Below are 20271 nucleotides of genomic sequence, written 5' to 3'. Positions count from 1 at the left end.
CGCGCTATTTCTCCGCCAGATTGGCCACCAGCAGGATGAGTTCGGCCACGTCGAAGGGCTTGGCCAGGTGGGCCTGGAAGCCGGCCAGCAGCGAGCGCTTGCGGTCCTCGGCGCGGGCGAAGGCCGTGAGGGCCAGGGCCGGAATGCGCGAGTCCCGCGTCTCCGTGGCGCGCAGGGCGCGGATCATCTGGTAGCCGTCCACGCCCGGCATGCCGACGTCGCTGACGATGACGGTCGGGCGCGACAGCTGGACGGCCTGGAGCAGTTCCTGGGCCGAGGCGAAGGCAACCACCCGGGCGCCCTGATCCGCCAGGATGCGGCACAGCAGGCTGCGTGCATCGGGCTCGTCGTCAAGCACGAAGATGTGCACGCCGTCCAGCTTGGGCAGGGCCAGGTTCTCGCTGGCCCGCGCATCGGCCGAGGCGGGGTCGTGCGCACGCTCCTCGGCCGTCTGCAGGATGGACAGCGGCAGCCTGACGAAGAAGCTCGCCCCCTGGCCCTCGCCCGCGCTCTCCGCACGGATGCTGCCGCCGTGCAGTTCGACGAGCTGCTTGCAGATCGCCAGGCCCAGGCCCAGGCCGCCATGGACCCGCGAGGTGGACCCATCCTGCTGCGTGAAGCGGTCGAAGACCTGCGGCAGGAAGGAGGCTGGGATGCCGATGCCGGTGTCGCTGACGCTGAACTCGACATGCGAGTCGACGCGCTGCAGCAGCACCTGCACGCGGCCACCGGCGGGCGTGAACTTGATGGCGTTGTTCAACAGGTTCCACACCACCTGCTGCAGCCGCCCGCTGTCGCCATTGACCATGGCGGGGCCGCCGTCCAGCAGCGATTGCAGCGCCACGCCCTTGGCCGACGCCGCGGGCGCGACGGATTCGACGGCCGCCTGGATGACGTTGGCCATGCCGAGCTGCTGCAGGTCCAGCCTCAGCTTGCCGGTCATGATGCGGTTCAGGTCCAGCAGGTCATCAATGAGCTGCACCTGGGAGCGGGCATTGCGGTCGATGACCTCGATGGCGCGCTGCAGGTTGACGCGCTCGTCGCCCGGCTTGGCCCGCAGCAGCACCTGGGTCCAGCCAAGAATGGCCGTCAACGGCGTGCGCAGCTCGTGCGACAGGGTGGCCAGGAACTCGTCCTTGATGCGGGTGGCGCGCTGGGCGGCGATGCGGGCATTGCGCTCGGCGCTCAGGATCTCTTCATGCTCGCGGTTGGCCAGTTCCATGGCCTCGATGCGCATGCTGGCCGTCAGGTCGCGCGTCAGCTTGGCGTAGCCGATGAGGCGCCCGCTCTCGTCGCGCAGCGCCGTGATGGTCACCTGGGCCCAGAAGGTCGTGCCGTCCTTGCGCAGCCGCCAGCCGGTGTCGACGAAGCGCCCCGTCTCCTGGGCCTGCTGAAGCTCGTACTCGGGCCAGCCGCTTTCGCGCACCTCGCTCGGGTAGAAGACGGAGAAATGCTTGCCGAGGATGTCGTCGGCCGCATAGCCCTTGATGCGTTGAGCCCCCTCGTTCCACGAGGCCACGCGGCCGTTCACGTCGAGCATGAAGATGGCGTAGTCGGCCACGCCCTCGACCATCAGCCGAAAGCGTTCCTCGCTGCGCTTGAGCGCCTCCTCGTGGTTGCGTCTTTGCGTCAGATCGCGCGTGACCTTGGCGAAACCCACCAGCCGCCCGGTCGGGTCGCGCATCGCCGTGATGACGACATTGGCCCAGAAGAGCGAGCCGTCCTTGCGCACCCGCCAGCCCTCGTCCTCGAAGGCGCCTTCGCGCGTCGCCATCTCCAGCTCATGCGCGGGCAACTGCCGGGCCAGCGCGTCCGGCGGGTAGAAGCGCGAGAAATGGCTGCCGATGATCTCGTCGGCCCGGTATCCCTTGAAGCGTTCGGCGCCCGCATTCCAGGTCAGCACATGGCCTTCGGGGTCCAGCATGAAGATCGCGTAGTCGCGCACGCTGTCCACCAGCAGCCGAAAGCGTTCCTCGCTGTGCTGCAGACCTTGGTCGTCGGCTTTCAATGGGACCTTTTCGGATTGGGGCGTTGATGAGCGTCCGCAGTGTGCCTGCACGCAGTGGCGAACGGGCAAGGCGCATGCCTGCAGGGCGAACAAAAGAGAAGGCCCGACGCATGGCATCGGGCCTTCAGTCGTTGGCCTGTGGAGCGACCTGTTGAGGCTACAGCTCCTGGCCTTCGACGAATCAAATCTAGGCCTCGGCGCATCGCATGGCCATCTCTCCGATGCCGCATGCTGGCGTAGGCCTGGGCCTACTCTTCACCCCCAAGGCAGCAGCCGGTCCCGCTGCGCCAGCGCCGGGAAACACCTGAACCACAATGCAACGACGGCCAGCGTGCCGATGCCGCCCAGCAGCACCGAGCCCACCGGGCCGAGCAGGGCGGCTGTAGCGCCCGATTCGAACTCGCCGAGCTGGTTGCTGGCGCCGATGAAGACCGAGTTGACGGCGCCGACGCGACCGCGCATTTCGTCCGGCGTCTCCAACTGCACCAGCGACTGGCGGATGACGACGCTGAACATGTCGGCCGCGCCGCTGAGCGCCAGCACGGCAAAGGCGAGCAGGAAGGACCGGCTCAGCGCGAAGGCGATCATGGACAGGCCGAACACGGCCACCGCGCCCAGCAGCCAGTGGCCGGCGCGCCGCGCGATGGGGTGGCGGGCCAGCCAGATGCCGACGACCACGGCGCCCAGCGCCGGTGCCGAGCGCAGCAGCCCGAGGCCCTCAGGGCCGGTGTGCAGGATGTCCTTGGCGAAGATGGGGAGCAGGGCGGTGGCGCCGCCGAGCAGCACGGCAAACAGGTCCAGCGAAATGGCGCCGAGCACGACCGGGCGCTGCCAGATGAAGCGGATGCCGGCCGTCAGCTGGGCCAGGTCGGGCGCGGCGCGGCGTGGCTGCGCGGCGCGGTGTCGGATGGTCAGCACGCCGGTGATGGCGACGGCCAGCAGCAGCAGCGACACACCATAGACGATGGCGGCGCCCCAGTGCGCGGCATCGCCCCGTGCCATGGCGCCCGTCGCCCACGGGCCGAGCGCATACAGCGCGCCGCCGAGGGCGGGCCCCGCGATGATGGCTGCCTGCATGGTCGAGCTCGCCGCAGCCACTGCGCGGGGCAGCAGGGCGGGCGTGACCAGCATGGGCATCAGGGCCTGCTGCGACGGCATCTGCAGGGCCCGGGCACAACCCAGCAGGATGGACAGGGCCAGGATCATGTTCGGTCCCACCCAGGCGCCGGCGCTGGACAGGGCCAGGCAGGCCGCCACCATGAGCTGCAGCCCCAAGCTGGCCGCCAGCAGCAGGCGGCGGTCGCGCTGGTCGACGAGGTGGCCGGCCGGCAGGGTCAGCAGCAGGGCCGGCAGGAATTGCGCGAGGCCCACCAGGCCCAGGTCCCAGGCGCTGGCGGTCAGGTCATACATCTGCCAGCCCAGGGCCACCATCAACATCTGGTTGGCCGCACCGCCCGTTACGCGGGCGCCCAGCAGGCGCAGATAGTCGCGCTGGTCACGCAGGCGCTGCGGCGTGCCGGCCATCGCTTCCGAAATAGTCATCGAGCCGAGTCCACGGAGACCAGGTCGCTGCCAAGCGGTGCGGCAGCGGTCTCACGCAGTATCCCGGCAGATCCGGGTCAGGGCTTGCGCGGCGGCGCGCAGGCTTCGGCGATGCGCGTCCAGCGCTCGGTCAGCGTCGTCGTCCAGACCACGCCGCCACCGCCGCCCTGGGCGGCCTGCAGGGCGGCCAGCTGCTGGCGCGCCTCGGCCGCCTGCTCGGGCGTGCCATTGCGGATGGTGGCCTCGATCTTCTCGTAGACCGGCGCCATGGCGGCGGCGCGCTGCTGGGCCGAGGGCAGGGCGGCGATGGCCGCGCGCGCCTTGGCGGCCTCGGCCGGCGACAGGCCTTTCTCGACCATGGCAAGCGCTGCTGCGGGGTCATTGCCGCCACCCGGGCCTGGCGTGAACGTCATCTGCCGCTCCCAGGTCTTGGCGTCGATCTGCTTCCAGTGCTCCTGCAGGCGCCCGGCCTGGCATTCGGCCTGCAGTTCAGAGCCGCCCTGGGCCGGCCACCAGCGCGTCTTGCAGCGGTCGGGCAGCTGGTTGGCCGGCACCGAGACACCCAGCACGCACCATGTCACCGGCTCGGTGCCGGCATAGGTCTGTTGCTGCGATCGGCCACCGGCCACGGTGGTGACGACGCGGTTGCCATTGCTGCCGTCCCAACGTTCGATGCGTTCGGCCAGCGTCGGCCCGCTGCCGCTGCGCATATGGGCCTCGCCGTCGATGCGGTAGTTGCCGGGCGATGGCAGCGGTGGCGTGGCGCCGCAGGTGGCGGCCAGGGTGAGGAGGAGCAGCGGCAAAGGCCACGTGACAGGGCGGGACATCGCGCGGACTCTACCCAAGGCCTCGCCGCAGCCACCATCCCCAGGAGGCGGCAATTTCTGCCTGGAAGCCCCGAGGAATACTGTATATATTTACAGCATGCCACCCGCTCCCACCCGCATTGCCGCTGCCCAGCCCAGCCTCGTTCCCCTCGACTCCATCAAGGGCCGCGGCACGGCCACGGCCATGCCGCATCGCTTCGAGCAGCGCGAGCGCGAGCAGTACGACGACGGCTGGGGTTCGCTGGATCAGGAGGCCGCCGAGGAGCATCTGCCGCCGGCCACCGAGGTCATCGAGGAATACGCCAAGAAGATCGTCACCAGCAACCAGTCGCCCGACATCTCCTTCGACTACTCCATCAATCCTTATCGGGGTTGCGAGCATGGCTGCGTCTACTGCTTTGCGCGGCCCACACACAGCTATCTGAATCTGTCGCCGGGCCTGGACTTCGAGACCCGCATCGTCGCCAAGGTCAATGCCGCCGAGAGGCTGCGCGAGACGCTGGCGGGGTCGCGGTACGAGCCACGGTCGCTGGTGCTGGGCACGGCCACCGATGCTTACCAGCCCATCGAGCGCAAGCTCGGCATCACGCGGCGCATCGTCGAGGTCTTGGCCGAAACCAGCCACCCCTTCTCCGTCGTCACCAAGAGCAGCGGCATCGAGCGCGAACTGGACCTGATCGCGCCGATGGCGGCCCAGGGCCTGGTGTCGGTCTATCTGTCGATCACGACGCTGGACAACGAACTTGCACGCATCCTCGAGCCGCGCGCCGCGGCGCCGGCGCGGCGGCTGCGCACCATCCAGGCGTTGGCTTCAGCCGGCGTGCCGGTGGGCGTCAGCGTGTCGCCCATCATTCCCTTCATCAACGAGCCCGAGCTGGAGCGCATCCTGGAAGCCGCCCATGCCGCTGGCGCCAGCAGTGCCTTCAGCATCCCCATCCGCCTGCCCTGGGAGGTCAACCCGTTGTTCCAGGACTGGCTGCAGCGCCACTTCCCCGACCGCGCCGACCGCGTGATGGCCCGCATCCGCGACATGCGCGGCGGCAAGGACAACGATGCGCGCTTCGGCACCCGCTTCACCGGGGAGGGCGTCTGGGCCCAGTTGATGCAGGCGCGTTTCCAGCGTGCAGTGCGCAAGCTGGGCCTGCGCAACAAACGACGGTCTGTGCAACTGGCCTTGTTCAAGCCGCCGCGCAAGCCTTCGGCGCAAGGCGACCTTTTCTAGCTTCGACAGCTGGCGAGCAAGTCCCACTCCGGCTTGTAGACGTCCGCTCTCGCTCCTACCCAGCCCATGACCGTGTGGAAGAGGTTGTCATGCGAGGCCGGTTTGTCGCGCAGGGACTGCAGGCAGCCGGGCTTCAGCGAAGCGGCCACACCCCCACCCTCGGGCACCCACAGCACCATCGGCACATGGGTTTGCTCGGCCGGGGCCATCGCATACGGCATGCCGTGCAGATAAAGGCCGTTCTCGCCCAGCGATTCGCCGTGGTCGGAGACATAGAGCATGCCGGTGTCAAAGCGGGCCTGTTGGGTCTGCAGCCAGGCGATGGAGCGGGCCAGCAGGCGGTCGGTCGTCACCAGGGTGTTGTCGTAGGCGTTGACGACCTGCTGGCGCTCGCACTGCTGCAGGGCGTTGCTCTTGCACTCGGGCTGGAAGGGTTTCAGGTCGGCCGGCGAGCGCTTGAAATAGGCCGGGCCGTGGCTGCCCATCTGGTGCATGACGAGGACGAGGCCGCGCTGGACGCGCTCCGGGTCCAGGGCTGCGATGCGCTTGTCGAGCTCATGCAGCAGCGACTCGTCGAAGCATTCCTCCTCGCCCATCTCGTCCTTGCTGCACAGACCCGGTGGCAGCGGCGCGGCACCTTCCGGCAGTCTGGACGTGGGACTGTTGGGCACGCGGTCGCACAGGCCCTTGCAGCCGCTCTGGTTGTCCAGCCACAGCACGGCGAGGCCTGCGCGCTGCAGCACGTCGAGCAGGTTCTCCTGTGTGCCTTTCAAATCGCCGAAGGCCGTGCGGCCCAGCGGCGAGAACATGCAGGGCAGGGAGGCCGCCGTGGCCGTGCCGCAGGACGCGACCTGGCGCAGGCTCACCACGGGCAACTTGGCCAGCTCGGGATTGGTGGGCCGCGCATAGCCGTTGAGGCTGAAGTTCATGGCCCGCGCCGTTTCGCCGACGACGAACAGCAGCAGCGGCGACTTGGCGCCCTCGGCACGCGGCAGCAGGCGTGCATCGGCACCGATGACGGCCGGCGGGCCACTGGGCGCGGCCTGACGGCGCAGCGCGACGCTGCTGACCGAATAGACGGCGTTCAGCGGCGTGACCATGTAGCGGATGGTCTTGTAGTTGCGCATGGTCGAGGACAGGTCGGCGAACACGGCCAGGGCCAGCAGCACCATGGCCACAAGGGCGAGGCCGCAGGCGGCCAGGTTGCCAACCAGCCGCTTGGCGAAGGCCTGGGCAGGCGCCCGGGGCCGGCGCAGCAGCCACCAGGCGGGCAGGGCGCCGAGCAGGACGAGGCTCACAAGCAGCCGCCAGCTCAGCAGGTCGCGCGTCTCGCGGGCGTCGGTCTGCAGCATGTTCACGACCATGGTGGGGTCGAAGACGATGCCGTAGCTGCCGATGAAATGGGCCAGCGCGGCGCTGGCCAGCAGCAGCACGACGAGCAGACCCTGGATGAGGCGGGGCCAGGCCAGCAGGCTCAGCAGGGCGCCGCTGGCGGCCGTGACCATGCCGGCGAAGGCGACGATGAAGAGGGCGCCGCGCGCACCGCTGATCTCCGGCAGGGCCTGCAGCTGTTTCCACAGCGGCCAGTTGGCCAGCAGGCCCATCCACAGGGCGGCCAGCCAGGCCTGGGTGAGGGGACGCGAGGTGTCGGGCTGGAACCAGGCCAGCAGGCGCTTGAGCAGAGGCATTGAAAGTAACTTGGGGACGGCGCGCGCATTCTCGCGGCGCCGTGTGACCACCGCCTCAGGTGATACGCGGCTGACAGGGCCGGGTCAGTTCAGGCGGCGACGGCGGCCGCCGAGGTGCGCAGTGTGACGCCGCCCGCGGCCCGTGCCTTGGACGGTCCACCGGTCATCGGCTTCACGTAGCGGCCATGCAGCGCGTCGATCTGCTCGGCCAGCGTTTCGGCACCCTCGATCTTCTCGGCATGGCGTTTCAGCACCAGGCCGGCCATGTCGATGAGCTTGGCGTTGCGCGTGGCCTCACCCTGCTGGATGAGGAGTTCGACGGCCGCCTTGGCGCTGCCGCGCAGCGAATAGCGCATGGCCGTCTCGGCGACGTTGAAGATCTGCTGGTGGCAGTCGCGGAACTGATCGGCCGCGCCCTGGTGGCCCTCGGACATGGAGACCAGGATCTCGGTGCTGGCCTTGGCCGTGCAGTGGCGGGTGCCCAGGCCCTTGAGGATGGGCATCATCTCCTCGAGCTCGACCTCCTGGCTGGACAGGCGTATCCACAGTGCCGTCAGCAGCGAGGCGGCCTCAAGGTCGAAGTTGCCGGCATCGGCGTGCTCGGTGAACTCGCGCGCGAAGACCAGGGCCTGGCCCACGCGGCGCTCCAGCAGGCAGGCGAGGCCGCGGAACACGAGGTCGAAGCGCTGCAGCCGGATGGAGCCCGGCGCGCGCTCCAGCGCCGCGATGAGGGCGTCGTGGGTGTATTTGAAACCCTTGAAGTCCTTGGCGTCGAAGCGCATCAGGCCGACGAGGACGAGGCTGAGCATGTCGAAAAGCTTGGAGCGCAGGCCCTGGGACATGGCCCGCTCCAGCATCTTCACCGCCTCGGCGCGCTGGCCGGCGTAGAAGCCCAGGGTGCCGCAGCGCTGCAGGCGCAGCAGGCAGCCGGGTGTCAGCGTCGCGGCGGTCTGGTAGGTCTTCAGCGCCTGGGCCAAGTCGCCCTGTTCCATCTGCACATGGCCCATCAGGTCGTGGGAGTCGGCGTAGTCGGGCAGTTCGCCAATGAGGTTTTCCAGCGTGCGGCGCGCAGCCTGCAGATTGCCGCTGGCCACCTCCGTGCGCGCCACGCCCAGCCGCGCCCAGGGCACGGTCTTGGCGGCGATGATGGCCTCGTAGAGGGTGCGCGCGTCGTCGAAGCGCTTGAGCCTGAGCAGCAGCTCGGCGCCGATGCGGGCGGCGTAGAGCCAGTATTTGTCCTTGGCCTCGAAGCGCGCCAGGCAGAGGTTGGCGGCGGTCTCGAAGTCCTGGTTCTCGATGGCCTCGAAGATGCCCTTCAGGATGCGCTTGCGCTGGCGGGCGCTGGCCAGGCGCTCGGCGAGGTTGGCGCTGGTGTAGGGCTTGATGAGATAGGCGTCCAGCGCCGCTTCGGCGGCTTCGGCCACCTTGGCATAGGTGGCCTCGCTGGTCACCATGACGAAGACGGTGGAATAGGGCAGCAGGCCTTCGCGGCGCAATTCGTCCAGCAGGTCCTGGCCCGAGCTGTCGCTGCTGTCGAAGTGGTAGTCGCACAGCACGATGTCGAAGGTCTGGTGCTCCAGCATCACGCGGGCGTCCTTGACGCGCGGCGTCTGCTTGACCGTGCCGACGCCGAGGTCGCGCAACTGCGCCGACATCAGGCTGCGCGAATTGGCATTGCTGTCGATGATCAGCGCCGACGCTTCCTGGATGGTCTGGTCCATCAGGAACATGCGGCCTCCCTCCCCGGCGAAACGCCGTGGACTGTGATCGGGAAACGCGCAGATCGAATCACTTATGAGTCATTGCGGTGACAGTCCGCTGACTTTAGGGTTTCTGAGTCAAGCCGGGAGATCTCGTTTACTCGCCTTTTTGGTGCGCGGCGTGATTTACGACGCAGGCGGGCTTCGCATGACACGCAAGCTGAGGGCGCAAAAAAGCCGCGGGACCCTGGGCGGGTGCCGCGGCTGGTGGCGCTGGAGCCGGCTTACTTGAACAGGTCCTTGACCCGATCCGTCCAGCTCTTGGCATTGGGCGAGTGGCGCTCGCCGCCCTTCTTCAGCGACTCGTCGAGTTCCTTGAGCAGCTTCTTCTGGTGCTCGGTGAGTTTGACCGGCGTCTCCACCGCGATGTGGCAATAGAGGTCGCCGGGGTAGCTGGAGCGCACGCCCTTGATGCCCTTGCCGCGCAGGCGGAAGGTCTTGCCGTGCTGGGTGCCCTCGGGCAGCTCGATCTCGGCCTTGCCGCCCAGGGTCGGCACCTCGATGTTGCCGCCCAGGGCCGCCGTGATCATGGACACCGGCATCGTGCAGTGCAGGTCGTCGCCGTCGCGCTCGAAGATCTCATGCTGCTTGATGCGGATCTCGATGTAGAGGTCGCCCGCCGGACCGCCGTTCACGCCGGGCTCGCCATTGCCCGCCGAGCGGATGCGCATGCCCTCGTTGATGCCGGCCGGGATCTTGACCTCCAGCGTCTTCTGCTTCTTGACCTTGCCCTGGCCGTTGCAGGTGGTGCAGGGCTCGGGAATGATCTTGCCGGTGCCGTGGCAGTGCGGGCAGGTCTGCTGGATGCTGAAGAAGCCCTGGCGCATATGCACCGTGCCCGAGCCGCCACATGACCCGCAGGTCTTGGCGCTCGTGCCCGGCTTGGCACCGGTGCCGCCGCAGGTTTCGCAGCCTTCCCAGCTGGGGATGCGGATCTGCGTCTCCTTGCCGCGGGCGGCCTCCTCGAGCGTGATCTCCATCGCATAGCTGAGGTCGCTACCGCGGTAGACCTGCTGGCCGCTTGCACCGCCGCGCCGGCCGCCCTGGCCGCCGAAGATGTCGCCAAAGATGTCGCCAAAGGCCTCGGCGAAGCCGCCAAAGCCCTCCGCACCCGGGCCGCCGCGGCCGGCACCCATGTTGGGGTCGACGCCGGCATGGCCGTACTGGTCATAGGCCGCGCGCTTCTGCGCATCGGACAGCATCTCGTAGGCCTCCTTGGCCTCCTTGAACTGTTCCTCGGCCTTCTTCGCCCCGTCGCCCTGGTTGCGGTCGGGGTGGAACTTCATGGCCAGCTTGCGGTAGGCCTTCTTGATGTCGTCCTCGGACGCGTTCTTGGCGACGCCCAGGATCTCGTAGTAATCGCGCTTGGAAGCCATGCTTCTCTTTCAAGGGAAAAGCCCGAGGGCGCTATGAGGCGCTCCCGGGCTGTGACGTCATCGAAGGATTACTTGTTGTCCTTGACTTCCTTGAACTCGGCATCCACGACGTTGTCGTCGGCCGGGCGCTTGGCTTCGCCTTGCGGTGCGGCCTGGGGCTGCTCGGCAGCACCCGCGGCCGCAGCGGCCGCCTGAGCGCCTTGCTGGTCGGCGTAGATCTTCTCGCCCAGCTTCTGGCTGGCCGTCATCAGGGCTTCGGTCTTGGCCTCGATGGCGGCCTGGTCGTCACCCTGGATGGCTTCTTCCAGTTCCTTGGCGGCGGCCTCGATCTTTTCCTTCTCGCCAGCGTCCAGCTTGTCGCCATGCTCGCTCAGCGACTTGCGCACGCTGTGGACCATGCCGTCGGCCTGGTTGCGGGCCTGCACCAGCTCAACCTTCTTCTTGTCCTCGGCCGCGTTGGCTTCGGCGTCCTTGACCATCTTCTCGATCTCGGCTTCGGACAGGCCCGAGTTCGCCTTGATGGTGATCTTGTTTTCCTTGCCGGTGCCCTTGTCCTTGGCGCCGACGTGCAGGATGCCGTTGGCGTCGATGTCGAAGCTGACCTCGATCTGGGGCACGCCGCGCGGGGCCGGCGGGATGCCTTCGAGGTTGAACTCGCCCAGCGACTTGTTGGCCTGGGCCAGCTCGCGCTCGCCCTGGTAGACCTTGATGGTCACGGCCGGCTGGTTGTCGTCGGCGGTGGAGAAGGTCTGGCTGAACTTCGTCGGGATGGTCGTGTTCTTCTTGATCATCTTCGTCATCACGCCGCCCAGGGTCTCAATGCCCAGGGAGAGCGGGGTGACGTCCAGCAGCAGCACGTCCTTGCGCTCGCCGCCCAGGACCTGGCCCTGGATGGCGGCGCCGACGGCCACGGCCTCGTCGGGGTTCACGTCACGGCGCGGTTCCTTGCCGAAGAACTCCTTGACCTTGTCCTGCACCTTGGGCATGCGGGTCATGCCGCCGACCAGGATGACGTCGTCGATGTCGGACAGGGCGACGCCAGCATCCTTGACCGCGGTGCGGCAGGGAGCGATGGTGCGCTCGATCAGTTCGTCCACCAGGGACTCCAGCTTGGCGCGGGTCAGCTTGACGTTCAGGTGCTTCGGCCCGGTCGCATCTGCCGTGATGTAGGGCAGGTTGACGTCGGTCTGCGACGAGTTGGACAGCTCGATCTTGGCCTTCTCGGCGGCTTCCTTCAGGCGCTGCAGGGCCAGCACGTCCTTGGTCAGGTCGACGCCCTGGTCCTTTTTGAACTCGGCAATGATGTAGTCGATGATGCGCTGGTCGAAGTCTTCGCCACCCAGGAAGGTGTCACCGTTGGTCGACAGCACTTCGAACTGCATCTCGCCGTCGACGTCGGCGATCTCGATGATGGACACGTCGAAGGTGCCGCCGCCGAGGTCATAGACGGCGATCTTGCGGTCGCCCTTGCCATGCTTGTCCAGGCCGAAGGCCAGGGCCGCGGCGGTGGGCTCGTTGATGATGCGCTTGACGTCCAGGCCCGCGATGCGGCCGGCGTCCTTGGTGGCCTGGCGCTGGGCGTCGTTGAAGTAGGCCGGCACCGTGATGACGGCCTCGGTCACTTCCTCGCCGAGGTAGTCCTCGGCGGTCTTCTTCATCTTGCGCAGCACTTCGGCCGAGACCTGGGGCGGCGCGAACTTCTTGCCGCGCACTTCCACCCAGGCGTCGCCGTTGTCGGCGGCGGCGATGGTGTAGGGCATCAGATCGATGTCCTTCTGCACTTCCTTCTCGGAGAACTTGCGGCCGATCAGGCGCTTGACGGCGTACAGCGTGTTCTTCGGGTTGGTCACCGACTGGCGCTTGGCCGAGGCGCCGACGAGGATCTCGCCGTCTTCCTGGTAGGCAATGATGGACGGCGTGGTGCGGGCGCCCTCGGCGTTCTCGATGACGCGCGTGGTGTTGCCTTCCATGACGGCCACGCACGAATTCGTGGTGCCCAGGTCAATGCCGATGATCTTTCCCATTTGGAACTCCTGAAGATTTGTTGATGTATTCGAGTTGTGGATAAGTCGCGCCGTTTCAAGAGAGCGGCGGCTTGTGTATTACTTCGGTGCGGCAACCGTCACGAGTGCGGGCCTCAGCACGCGGTCGGCAATCAGGAAACCCTTCTGCAGCACGGTCACGACGGTGTTGGACTCCTGGCCCGGTGCCGGCACCATGGAGATGGCCTGGTGCTGGTGGGGGTCGAACCTGGCGCCCTGGCCGGGATTGATCTCGACGACCTTGTTGCGCTCCAGGGCGCTGGACAGCTGGCGGCGCGTGGCGTGCACGCCTTCCAGCACGGTCTCGACGCTGGCACTGGGCGTGGCGATGGCCGCCTCCAGGCTGTCCATGATGGGCAGCATGGCCTCGGCAAAGGCCTCGACGGCGAATTTGCGGGCCTTGGCCACGTCCTCGTCGGCACGGCGGCGGGTGTTCTCGGCCTCGGCCTTGGCGCGCAGATAGGCGTCGCTCATCTCGGCGAGGCGCCCTTCCAGCTCGGCGATCTTGATCTCGGGGTTCAACTCGGCGGCCGTGGGCTCGGCGGCGCCGGCTGCGTCTTCGGGCAGGGGGTTCTCGGTCGTCATGGCAGAAAAAGGGGCAATCGCGTCGACATGGGGCGCGATGCCCTGGTTTCAAGAGGGGAGATTCAAAACGAATTATCCGGGTCAACCCGGATCTTCATCATCCAGCGAGACGGACCATCGGTCCCAGTCTGCCAAGCGGCGCCGGTCCTGCTTGGTCGGACGACCCTGGATGATGGTGTCAGCCGGCTCCGGCGCCAGGCGCCGGGCCTCGGCGGCGGCCTCGCGAGCGGTGATGCTGGCCTGGGTTTCGGCGTAGAGGGCCTGGGCCTGCGGGGCGGGGCCGCGCTGGTTGGACAGGCCCTTGACCTCGACTTCGCGGGTCATCTGGCCGATGCGGATATTGAGCAGGTCGCCGACCTTGACGTCACGAGCCGGCTTCACGGGCTGGCCGCCGATGCGCACGCGGCCGAGGTTGATCTCCTCGACGGCGAGGGCGCGGGTCTTGTAGAAGCGCGCGGCCCAGAGCCATTTGTCCAGGCGCATCGCCGTGGGCGCTTCGCTCATTGCTTGGCTCCCGCGGCGAGGGCGCGCTGGCGCTGCAGGGCCAGGGTGTCGGGGTGCGGCGCTTCCGTGGTCCAGCCCTGCAGATGCCGCTCGGCCAGCTTGGCCAGGGCCTTGATGCCGGCCGGGTGGTCGTTCAGGCAGGGGATATAGGCAAAGCGCTGGCCGCCGGCGGCCAGGAAGGCGGCGCGGGCCTCTTGGTCGATCTCTTCCAGCGTCTCCAGGCAGTCGGCCGCGAAGCCGGGGCAGATGACGTCCACGGTCTTGAGCCCACCCTTGGCCAGCTTGACCAGGCTGGGCTCGGTGTAGGGCTCCAGCCATTTGGCCTTGCCGAAGCGGCTCTGGAAGGTCACCAGCCACTCACCGTCCTTCAGCCCCAGGGACTCGGCCAGCAGGCGGCCGGTCTTCAGGCATTCGCAGTGGTAGGGGTCGCCCAGGTGCAGGGTGCGCTCGGGCATGCCGTGAAAGCTCATCACCAGCTTGTCGCCGCGGCCTTCACGCTGCCAGTGTTCGCGCACGGTCTGGGCCAGCGCGGCGATGTAGCCGGGCTCGTCGTGATAGCGGTTGATGAAGCGCAGCTCCGGCAGGTGGCGGGTCTGCAGCGTCCAGCGCGCCACGTCGTCGATGACGCTGGCCGTCGTCGCGCCCGAGTACTGCGGGTAGGCCGGCAGCACGAGGACGCGGCGCACACCGTCGCGCTTCAGTGCATCCAGGGTTGCGGCGATGGCCGGCTGGCCATAGCGCATGGCCATGGCCACGCGCACGCCCAGGCGCCCCTGCAGCAGCTTGGCCTGCTTCTCTGTCCAGACCTTGAGCGGCGAGCCCTCGGGCGTCCAGACGGTGGCGTATTTGGCTGCCGACTTGGCCGGTCGGATGCGCAGGATGATGCCGTGCAGGATGACCAGCCAGATCAGCCGCGGGATCTCGACGACGCGCGGGTCGGCCAGGAACTGGGCCAGATAGCGGCGTAGAGCCGGTGCGTCCGGTGCGTCCGGGGTGCCGAGATTGCAGAGCAGCACGGCGACGTCGGGGCCAGCGGGCGCCGCGCCGTGGCGCTGCGGCGGTTCGGGGAGAAAGGCCATGGATCAGCGCCTTGAGCGTGGGCCGCCGAAGGGCTGGGGCTCGGTGTCGTAGAAGTGCAGCACCTCGAAGCGCACGATGGGCGACTGTTCGTCGGTGGGCAGGCCGCCCAGGCCGATGATGCCGCTGCCGTGCAGGGTGCAGCTGCCGCGCTTGAGGCTGAGCAGCTCGCCCGAATCGCCAAAGCGCACATAGGTGCCGTTGTAGGAGAGGTCGGTCAGCTCGAAGCTGCTGCCCTGCCAGTCGATGCGGGCATGCGATCTCGACACGCGGGCGTCGGTGATGCAATAGGTGGCCTGCACGCTGCGGCCCAGCACGATGGGCATGGCGCCGATGTCGAAGACACGGTCCAGGTCGCCCCAGATCAGGCGCATGCCATCGGGCTCGGTCGAGCGCATGGGTTCGCCGAACTGGGTGGCGGTGTCGTCGGCGCTGACCAGAGGTGCGGCGTCCATGCGGTAGACGTGCACGGGCTCGATGCGGCCGCGCACGGAAATGCGGTCCAGGCTGCGAAAGCGCCCCTTGGAGGCGTGGTGCAGCCCCGCCAGCACCTCGGCGGTGATGAGGATCTCGCCGTCGCCGGCGTGATCGATGAGGCGGGCTGCGACGTTGACGGCGTCGCCGAAGCAGTCGCCATTGAGCTCGACCACCTCGCCCCGCGCCAGCGCCACCTGCAGCCGCAATGCCAGCATGGAGGGGTTGCTCTGGCGGCGTGCGCGCTGCACGGTACGTTCCAGCATTTCCTGCATGCGCTGGGCGGCGCGCACGCCGTCGCGCGGCGTGTCGAAGGCGGCCATCAGGCCGTCGCCCAGGGTCTTGATCAACTGGCCGCCGCTCTCCAGTACGGCTTCGCTGATCTGGCCGACGGTCTGGGTGACCATGCCACTGGCTTCGGCATTCCCGAGGGCCTCGTACAGCCCGGTGCTGCCGCGCAGGTCGGCAAAAAGGACGGTGCGCTCGCGGATCGCGGTCATGGGGACAGTTTATCGGCGTAAGAAAGGCCGGACAGGCCGGCCTTTGTTGTCATTTGGCAGCGCAATTTGTGCCCCGCCTTGCGTTGCAAGTCGGGGCGCAAACTCCATGCGATCTGCAAGCAGCCCGCACCGCCTGGCGGCGGCCACGTCCTCGGCCACCCTTTACAGGTTGTCCAAGTACGTGCGGAGTTTGTCTGAGCGGCTGGGATGCTTCAGCTTGCGGATCGCCTTGGCCTCGATCTGGCGGATGCGCTCACGCGTGACGTCGAACTGCTTGCCGACTTCTTCCAGCGTGTGGTCGCTCTGCATCTCGATGCCGAAGCGCATGCGCAGCACCTTGGCTTCGCGCGGCGTCAGCGAGTCGAGGATGTCCTTCACCACGTCGCGCAGGCCGGCCTGCATGGCGGCCTCGATGGGCGCCGTGTTGTTGGTGTCCTCGATGAAATCGCCCAGGTGGCTGTCGTCGTCGTCGCCGATCGGCGTCTCCATGGAGATCGGCTCCTTGGCGATCTTCATGATCTTGCGGATCTTGTCTTCCGGGATCTCCATCTTCTCGGCCAGCGTCGGGGCGTCCGGCTCGTAGCCGAACTCCTGCAGATGCTGGCGTGAGATGCGGTTCATCTTGTTGATCGTCTCGATCATGTGAACCGGGATGCGGATGGTGCGGGCCTGGTCGGCGATGGAGCGGGTGATGGCCTGGCGGATCCACCACGTCGCATACGTCGAGAACTTGTAGCCGCGGCGGTATTCGAACTTGTCCACCGCCTTCATCAGGCCGATATTGCCTTCCTGGATCAGGTCCAGGAACTGCAGGCCGCGGTTGGTGTACTTCTTGGCGATGGAGATCACGAGGCGCAGATTGGCCTCGATCATTTCCTTCTTCGCGTCACGAGAGGCCTTCTCGCCCTCGTTCATCTTCTTGTTGATGTCCTTCAGGTCGTCCAGCGGCACCACGGCCTTGGCCTGGATGTCGATGAGCTTCTGCTGCAGCTCCTGCACCGGCGGCAGGTTGCGGCTCAGGATGATGCTGTAGTTCTTGCCAGCAGCGACTTCCTTCTCGGCCCACTTCAGGTTCAGCGCGTTGGGCGGGAAGGTCTTGATGAAGTGGTCCTGCGGCATGCCGCACTTGTCGACCACGATCTTGCGCAGCTCGCGCTCGTAGCGGCGCACGTCGTCCACCTGCGAGCGCAGGATGTCGCAGAGCTTTTCAATCGTCTTGACCGTGAAGCGGATGGTCATCAGCTCGGCGCTGATGGCCTGCTGGGCCTTGTTGTAGGAGGCCGACTTGTAGCCTTCCTTCTCGAAGGCCTTGCGCATCTTGTCGAAGGCGGCGGACATGGAGTCCAGCTTGACCAGGGCGGCGTTCTTCAGCTCCTCGAGCTTCTTGGTCAGGGCCTTGGAGCCGCCGTTGCCGTCGTCGTCGTCTTCCTCGTCGAACTCGTCGAAGTCTTCCTCGGCCACGTAGTCGTCGGCCTCGTCCTCGGCCACGAAGCCGTCGACGACGTCGGAGATCTGCATCTCGCCGGCGCGGATCTTGGTGGCGTACTCGAGGATGTGGGCGATGGTCGTCGGCGAGGCCGAGATGGCCAGCATCATGGCCTGCAGGCCGCCTTCGATGCGCTTGGCGATCTCGATTTCGCCTTCACGGGTCAGCAGTTCGACCGTGCCCATCTCGCGCATATACATGCGCACCGGGTCGGTCGTGCGGCCGAATTCGGAGTCCACCGTGGACAGGGCGGCTTCGGCGGCTTCTTCGGCTTCTTCCTCGGTCGACGTCGTCGTCGCATTGCCCTGGATCAGCAGCGTGGCGGCGTCGGGGGCCTGCTCATACACCGCGATGCCCATGTCGTTCAACATGGACACGATGGCCTCGAGGATTTCCTCGTTGACCAGCTTCTCGGGCAGGTGGTCGTTGATTTCCTGATGGGTCAGGAAGCCGCGCGTCTTGCCCATCTTGATGAGGGTCTTCAGCTCGGAGCGGCGCTTGACGGCTTCCTCTTCGGTCAGTGCGGTCTCTTCCAGACCGAACTCACGCATCAGCGCGCGCTCCTTGGCGCGGCTGACCTTCATGCGCAGGGGCTTGGCCTTGACGGTCTCTTCCTCGACCGCAGCAACCTCTTCGACTTCGGCCTCTTCGCCTTCCACTTCCAGCTCGGCGTCGATGTCGGAGAAGTCCTCCTCGTCCTCGGCTTCCTTCTTGCCAGCGGTCTTCTTGGACGTGGTTTCCGCCTTGGGCTTGCGGCCGCGCTTGGGCTTGTCTTCCTCAGCCACGGCAGCCTTGGCCGTCTTCGCGGCCGGCTTGGCTGCAGCCGCCTTCTTGGCAGGCGCCTCGGCCGCTGCCGTCTTGGCAGCAGGCTTCTTCTTGAGTTCTTCGGCGGGGGTGGCCTTGGGCGCGGTCTTCTTGGCGGTCATGCAGGTCCTTCGGGTTTGCGCGGGTCAATTCAGAAATGCAGCAGCCACCGCGGCCAGCCCGGGCTCGGCATCAAACCGGCGGGGCATGGGGGCGGTGGCTTTCGTCGTCAGGGTGTCAATCAGCGCGTGATCGAGGGACCCTGGCGTGGCGCGAACAAGCTGGCGTGATCGTTTGGTATGCAGAGCTGGCGGATATTTTGGCCATCAAAACCCTGATCGGGTTGCCCAGTGTCGCTGGGTGGCCGGGTCCGGCATTTCTCTGCCGTCACTCTTGTTGACGCGCGCGGAAAACACAAGATTATCAGCGATTTGCACTCGAATTGCAAAACTGTGACAGGTAAACCCTGATCAGGCGGCTTCCGCGCCGCCGGCTCCCTTGAGTTCGTCAGCCCGCTGGCACAGCTGGCGATAGCGCAGGCGGTCGGCGTCGCTCAGCCGGGGCTGGGCGAGCAGGCGCTGGATTTCGGCCTTGACGTGGCTGAGCCAGAGCTGGCGCAAGGTGGCGGCCAGCTCCTTGGCTGGCTCGGCTTCGACGCCCAGGTCACGGGCGGGGCGGATGACCCGGCCGGCCGCGTCAGCCAAGTCGGCGGCGGCCAGGCCGGCTTCGACGGCGGCCCAGGGCATGGCGCCATGATGGGTCAGCTCGCGTTCCAGCCAGCGGATGAGGTCGCCGTGTTCGCCGGGCAGGTCGTGCAGCAGCGTGTGGTCTTCGGCGGTCAGGCCGTCCCAGAGCTCGCTGTGCTGGAGCAACAGGCGCACGGTGTGGTCGGCCGCGGTGGCGGGCGCGGCGCGCGGGCCGGCGGGGCGAGGTTCTTCGTCCCGACCCTTGCGCTTCCAGTCGCCTTTGGCTTTCCACTCCCCCTTCGGCTTCCACTCGCCCTTGGGTTGGGAGCGAGGTTTGTCGGGCGAGGCTTCGGTCGACGTGCCTGGACCAACGGCCGGCGCCGGTTCGCCCAACCACAGCGCCTGCAATTCGGCTTCGGGCATCTGCCCCTGTCGCGCCAGTTCGCCCAGCAATTGCCGGCGCAGCAGGCTGTCGGGCAGCAGATTCCATAGCGGCCGGGCCTGGTTCAACATGCGGGCGCGGCCTTCGGGGGTGCCGAGATCGCAGCCCTCGCCGGCGACGGCGATGAGCTGGCGAGACAGCGGTACCGCCGTCTCGACGCAGCGCTCGAAGGCCTCGGTGCCGAGTTCCCGGACATAGGAGTCGGGGTCGTGCTCGGTCGGCAGGAAGAGGAATTTGACGCTGCGCGTCTCGGTCGCATGGGGCAGGGCAGCTTCCAGCGCCCGCACGGCGGCGCGACGGCCGGCGGCGTCGCCGTCAAAGCTGAAGACGACCGATTCCGTATGTCGGAACAGCTTGTGCACGTGGTCGGCCGTGCAGGCCGTCCCCAATGTCGCGACGGCATTGCCGATGCCGTACTGGGCCAGGGCGACCACGTCCATATAGCCCTCGACGACGAGGGCGTAGCCGCGCTGGCGCATGGCCTGGCGGCCTTCATACAGGCCGTAAAGCTCGCGGCCCTTGCTGAAGACGGGCGTCTCGGGCGAGTTCAGGTATTTGGGCTCGCCCTTGTCCAGCACCCGGCCGCCGAAGCCGATGACCTCGCCCTGCACATTGCGGATGGGAAACATGATGCGGTCGCGGAAGCGGTCGTAGCGTTTGGCGTCCTCGCCGGGCTCGGCGTCGGGCGTGATGACGAGGCCGGACTCGACGAGCTGCGGGTCGTCATAGGACGGGAAGCCGCTGGCCAGCGAGCGCCAGCCCTCGGGCGCATAGCCCAGGCCGAAGCGGGCGGCGATCTGGCCCGTCAAGCCACGCCCTTTCAGATAGCTCACGGCCCGGGGCGACTTGCGCAGCTGGGCCTTGTAGAAGTCGGCCGCGCGCGCCAGCACGTCGGTCAGGCTCTGCTGCCTGGCCTTCTCGGCCTTGGCGCGCTCGCGCTGCTCGGGGCTGCGCTCGTCCTGGGGCACCACCATGCCGACCTGCTGGGCCAGGTCTTCCACCGCCTCGACGAAGGTGGCGGCGGTGTGTTCCATCAGGAAGCCGATGGCGTTGCCGTGCACGCCGCAGCCGAAGCAGTGATAGGTCTGGCGGCTGGGGCTGACGATGAAGCTGGGTGACTTCTCGCCGTGAAAGGGGCACAGGCCCTTGTGGTTGATGCCGGCCTTTTTCAGGTCGACGTGGCGGCCCACCACCTCGACGATGTCGACGCGGGCCAGCAGGTCATGGATAAAGCCGGGCGGGATCACC

General features: G+C 67.4%; 14 protein-coding genes and 1 pseudogene. 1 reads left to right on the top strand and 14 read right to left on the bottom strand.

What is annotated here, in order from left to right; genetic code table 11:
- Positions 1–4: 4 nt before the first annotated feature.
- From J2X20_RS29525 to J2X20_RS04825, 4 genes and pseudogenes are all read right to left on the bottom strand, one after another.
- Positions 5–1222 carry an ATP-binding protein gene (locus J2X20_RS29525; protein WP_476453985.1) on the bottom strand — a complete coding sequence of 406 codons (1218 nt, stop codon included), beginning with the start codon at positions 1220–1222 and terminating at the stop codon, positions 5–7.
- Positions 1217–2008, bottom strand: a pseudogene (locus J2X20_RS29520) (PAS domain-containing protein); the annotation flags it as partial. The gene J2X20_RS29525 and the pseudogene J2X20_RS29520, both read right to left, overlap by 6 nt.
- 255 nt (positions 2009–2263) lie before the next feature.
- Positions 2264–3550: an MFS transporter gene (locus tag J2X20_RS04830; protein WP_310261607.1), complete on the bottom strand. Its 1287-nt coding sequence runs from the start codon at positions 3548–3550 to the stop codon at positions 2264–2266.
- 77 nt (positions 3551–3627) lie between these two features.
- Positions 3628–4377, bottom strand: coding sequence for a hypothetical protein (locus tag J2X20_RS04825; RefSeq protein WP_310261606.1), 750 nt, complete (start codon positions 4375–4377; stop codon positions 3628–3630).
- A gap of 97 nt (positions 4378–4474) precedes the next feature.
- On the opposite strand from J2X20_RS04825, the gene J2X20_RS04820 reads away from it, so the two are divergent.
- A complete protein-coding gene (locus J2X20_RS04820) occupies positions 4475–5599 on the top strand; it encodes a PA0069 family radical SAM protein (protein WP_310261604.1) in 1125 nt (374 codons plus the stop codon).
- Here J2X20_RS04820 and J2X20_RS04815 read toward each other — a convergent pair.
- The 10 genes from J2X20_RS04815 to dnaG all read right to left on the bottom strand — a co-directional run bounded on the left by J2X20_RS04815 (position 5596) and on the right by dnaG (position 20270).
- Positions 5596–7287, bottom strand: a complete 1692-nt coding sequence (locus J2X20_RS04815) for a phosphoethanolamine transferase (RefSeq protein WP_310261601.1) — start codon at positions 7285–7287, stop codon at positions 5596–5598. The genes J2X20_RS04820 and J2X20_RS04815 overlap by 4 nt on opposite strands.
- An 89-nt stretch (positions 7288–7376) precedes the next feature.
- Positions 7377–9017: a response regulator gene (locus J2X20_RS04810; RefSeq protein ID WP_310261597.1), complete on the bottom strand. Its 1641-nt coding sequence runs from the start codon at positions 9015–9017 to the stop codon at positions 7377–7379.
- Positions 9018–9271: 254 nt separating this feature from the next.
- Positions 9272–10423, bottom strand: coding sequence for a molecular chaperone DnaJ (gene dnaJ, locus J2X20_RS04805; protein WP_310261594.1), 1152 nt, complete (start codon positions 10421–10423; stop codon positions 9272–9274).
- A 68-nt stretch (positions 10424–10491) separates the two neighbouring features.
- Entirely contained in the window at positions 10492–12489 is a 1998-nt protein-coding gene (gene dnaK / locus J2X20_RS04800) for a molecular chaperone DnaK (protein WP_310265107.1), read from the bottom strand.
- Between the two features lie 36 nt (positions 12490–12525).
- A complete protein-coding gene (gene grpE, locus J2X20_RS04795) occupies positions 12526–13050 on the bottom strand; it encodes a nucleotide exchange factor GrpE (RefSeq protein ID WP_310261591.1) in 525 nt (174 codons plus the stop codon).
- A gap of 81 nt (positions 13051–13131) precedes the next feature.
- Positions 13132–13554 carry an RNA-binding S4 domain-containing protein gene (locus J2X20_RS04790; RefSeq protein WP_310261587.1) on the bottom strand — a complete coding sequence of 141 codons (423 nt, stop codon included), beginning with the start codon at positions 13552–13554 and terminating at the stop codon, positions 13132–13134.
- Positions 13551–14633, bottom strand: a complete 1083-nt coding sequence (gene hemH, locus J2X20_RS04785; RefSeq protein ID WP_310261584.1) for a ferrochelatase — start codon at positions 14631–14633, stop codon at positions 13551–13553. The genes J2X20_RS04790 and hemH overlap by 4 nt, the downstream gene beginning before the upstream one ends.
- A 3-nt stretch (positions 14634–14636) precedes the next feature.
- Positions 14637–15605 carry an adenylate/guanylate cyclase domain-containing protein gene (locus J2X20_RS04780; protein ID WP_310261581.1) on the bottom strand — a complete coding sequence of 323 codons (969 nt, stop codon included), beginning with the start codon at positions 15603–15605 and terminating at the stop codon, positions 14637–14639.
- 162 nt (positions 15606–15767) lie between these two features.
- Entirely contained in the window at positions 15768–18017 is a 2250-nt protein-coding gene (gene rpoD, locus J2X20_RS04775; RefSeq protein ID WP_310261578.1) for an RNA polymerase sigma factor RpoD, read from the bottom strand.
- A 348-nt stretch (positions 18018–18365) separates the two neighbouring features.
- On the bottom strand, positions 18366–20270 hold the full coding sequence (gene dnaG / locus J2X20_RS04770) for a DNA primase (RefSeq protein ID WP_310261573.1): 1905 nt from the start codon (positions 20268–20270) through the stop codon (positions 18366–18368).
- Between the last annotated feature and the right edge of the window lies 1 nt (position 20271).

It is taken from the genome of Roseateles saccharophilus, assembly GCF_031458095.1.
Lineage (GTDB): Bacteria > Pseudomonadota > Gammaproteobacteria > Burkholderiales > Burkholderiaceae_C > Pelomonas > Pelomonas saccharophila_A.
Note: the sequence above shows the minus strand (reverse complement) of the source record. Positions and strands in the feature narration are given on the sequence as shown.

Bases quoted from the DNA above. Each gene is read 5' to 3' on its own strand.
- J2X20_RS29525 (WP_476453985.1), bottom strand. From the start codon at position 1,222: ATGGAACTGGCCAACCGCGAGCATGAAGAGATCCTGAGCGCCGAGCGC.
- J2X20_RS04830 (WP_310261607.1), bottom strand. From the start codon at position 3,550: ATGACTATTTCGGAAGCGATGGCCGGCACGCCGCAGCGCCTGCGTGAC.
- J2X20_RS04825 (WP_310261606.1), bottom strand. From the start codon at position 4,377: ATGTCCCGCCCTGTCACGTGGCCTTTGCCGCTGCTCCTCCTCACCCTG.
- J2X20_RS04820 (WP_310261604.1), top strand. From the start codon at position 4,475: ATGCCACCCGCTCCCACCCGCATTGCCGCTGCCCAGCCCAGCCTCGTT.
- J2X20_RS04815 (WP_310261601.1), bottom strand. From the start codon at position 7,287: ATGCCTCTGCTCAAGCGCCTGCTGGCCTGGTTCCAGCCCGACACCTCG.
- J2X20_RS04810 (WP_310261597.1), bottom strand. From the start codon at position 9,017: ATGTTCCTGATGGACCAGACCATCCAGGAAGCGTCGGCGCTGATCATC.
- dnaJ (WP_310261594.1), bottom strand. From the start codon at position 10,423: ATGGCTTCCAAGCGCGATTACTACGAGATCCTGGGCGTCGCCAAGAAC.
- grpE (WP_310261591.1), bottom strand. From the start codon at position 13,050: ATGACGACCGAGAACCCCCTGCCCGAAGACGCAGCCGGCGCCGCCGAG.
- J2X20_RS04790 (WP_310261587.1), bottom strand. From the start codon at position 13,554: ATGAGCGAAGCGCCCACGGCGATGCGCCTGGACAAATGGCTCTGGGCC.
- hemH (WP_310261584.1), bottom strand. From the start codon at position 14,633: ATGGCCTTTCTCCCCGAACCGCCGCAGCGCCACGGCGCGGCGCCCGCT.
- J2X20_RS04780 (WP_310261581.1), bottom strand. From the start codon at position 15,605: ATGACCGCGATCCGCGAGCGCACCGTCCTTTTTGCCGACCTGCGCGGC.
- rpoD (WP_310261578.1), bottom strand. From the start codon at position 18,017: ATGACCGCCAAGAAGACCGCGCCCAAGGCCACCCCCGCCGAAGAACTC.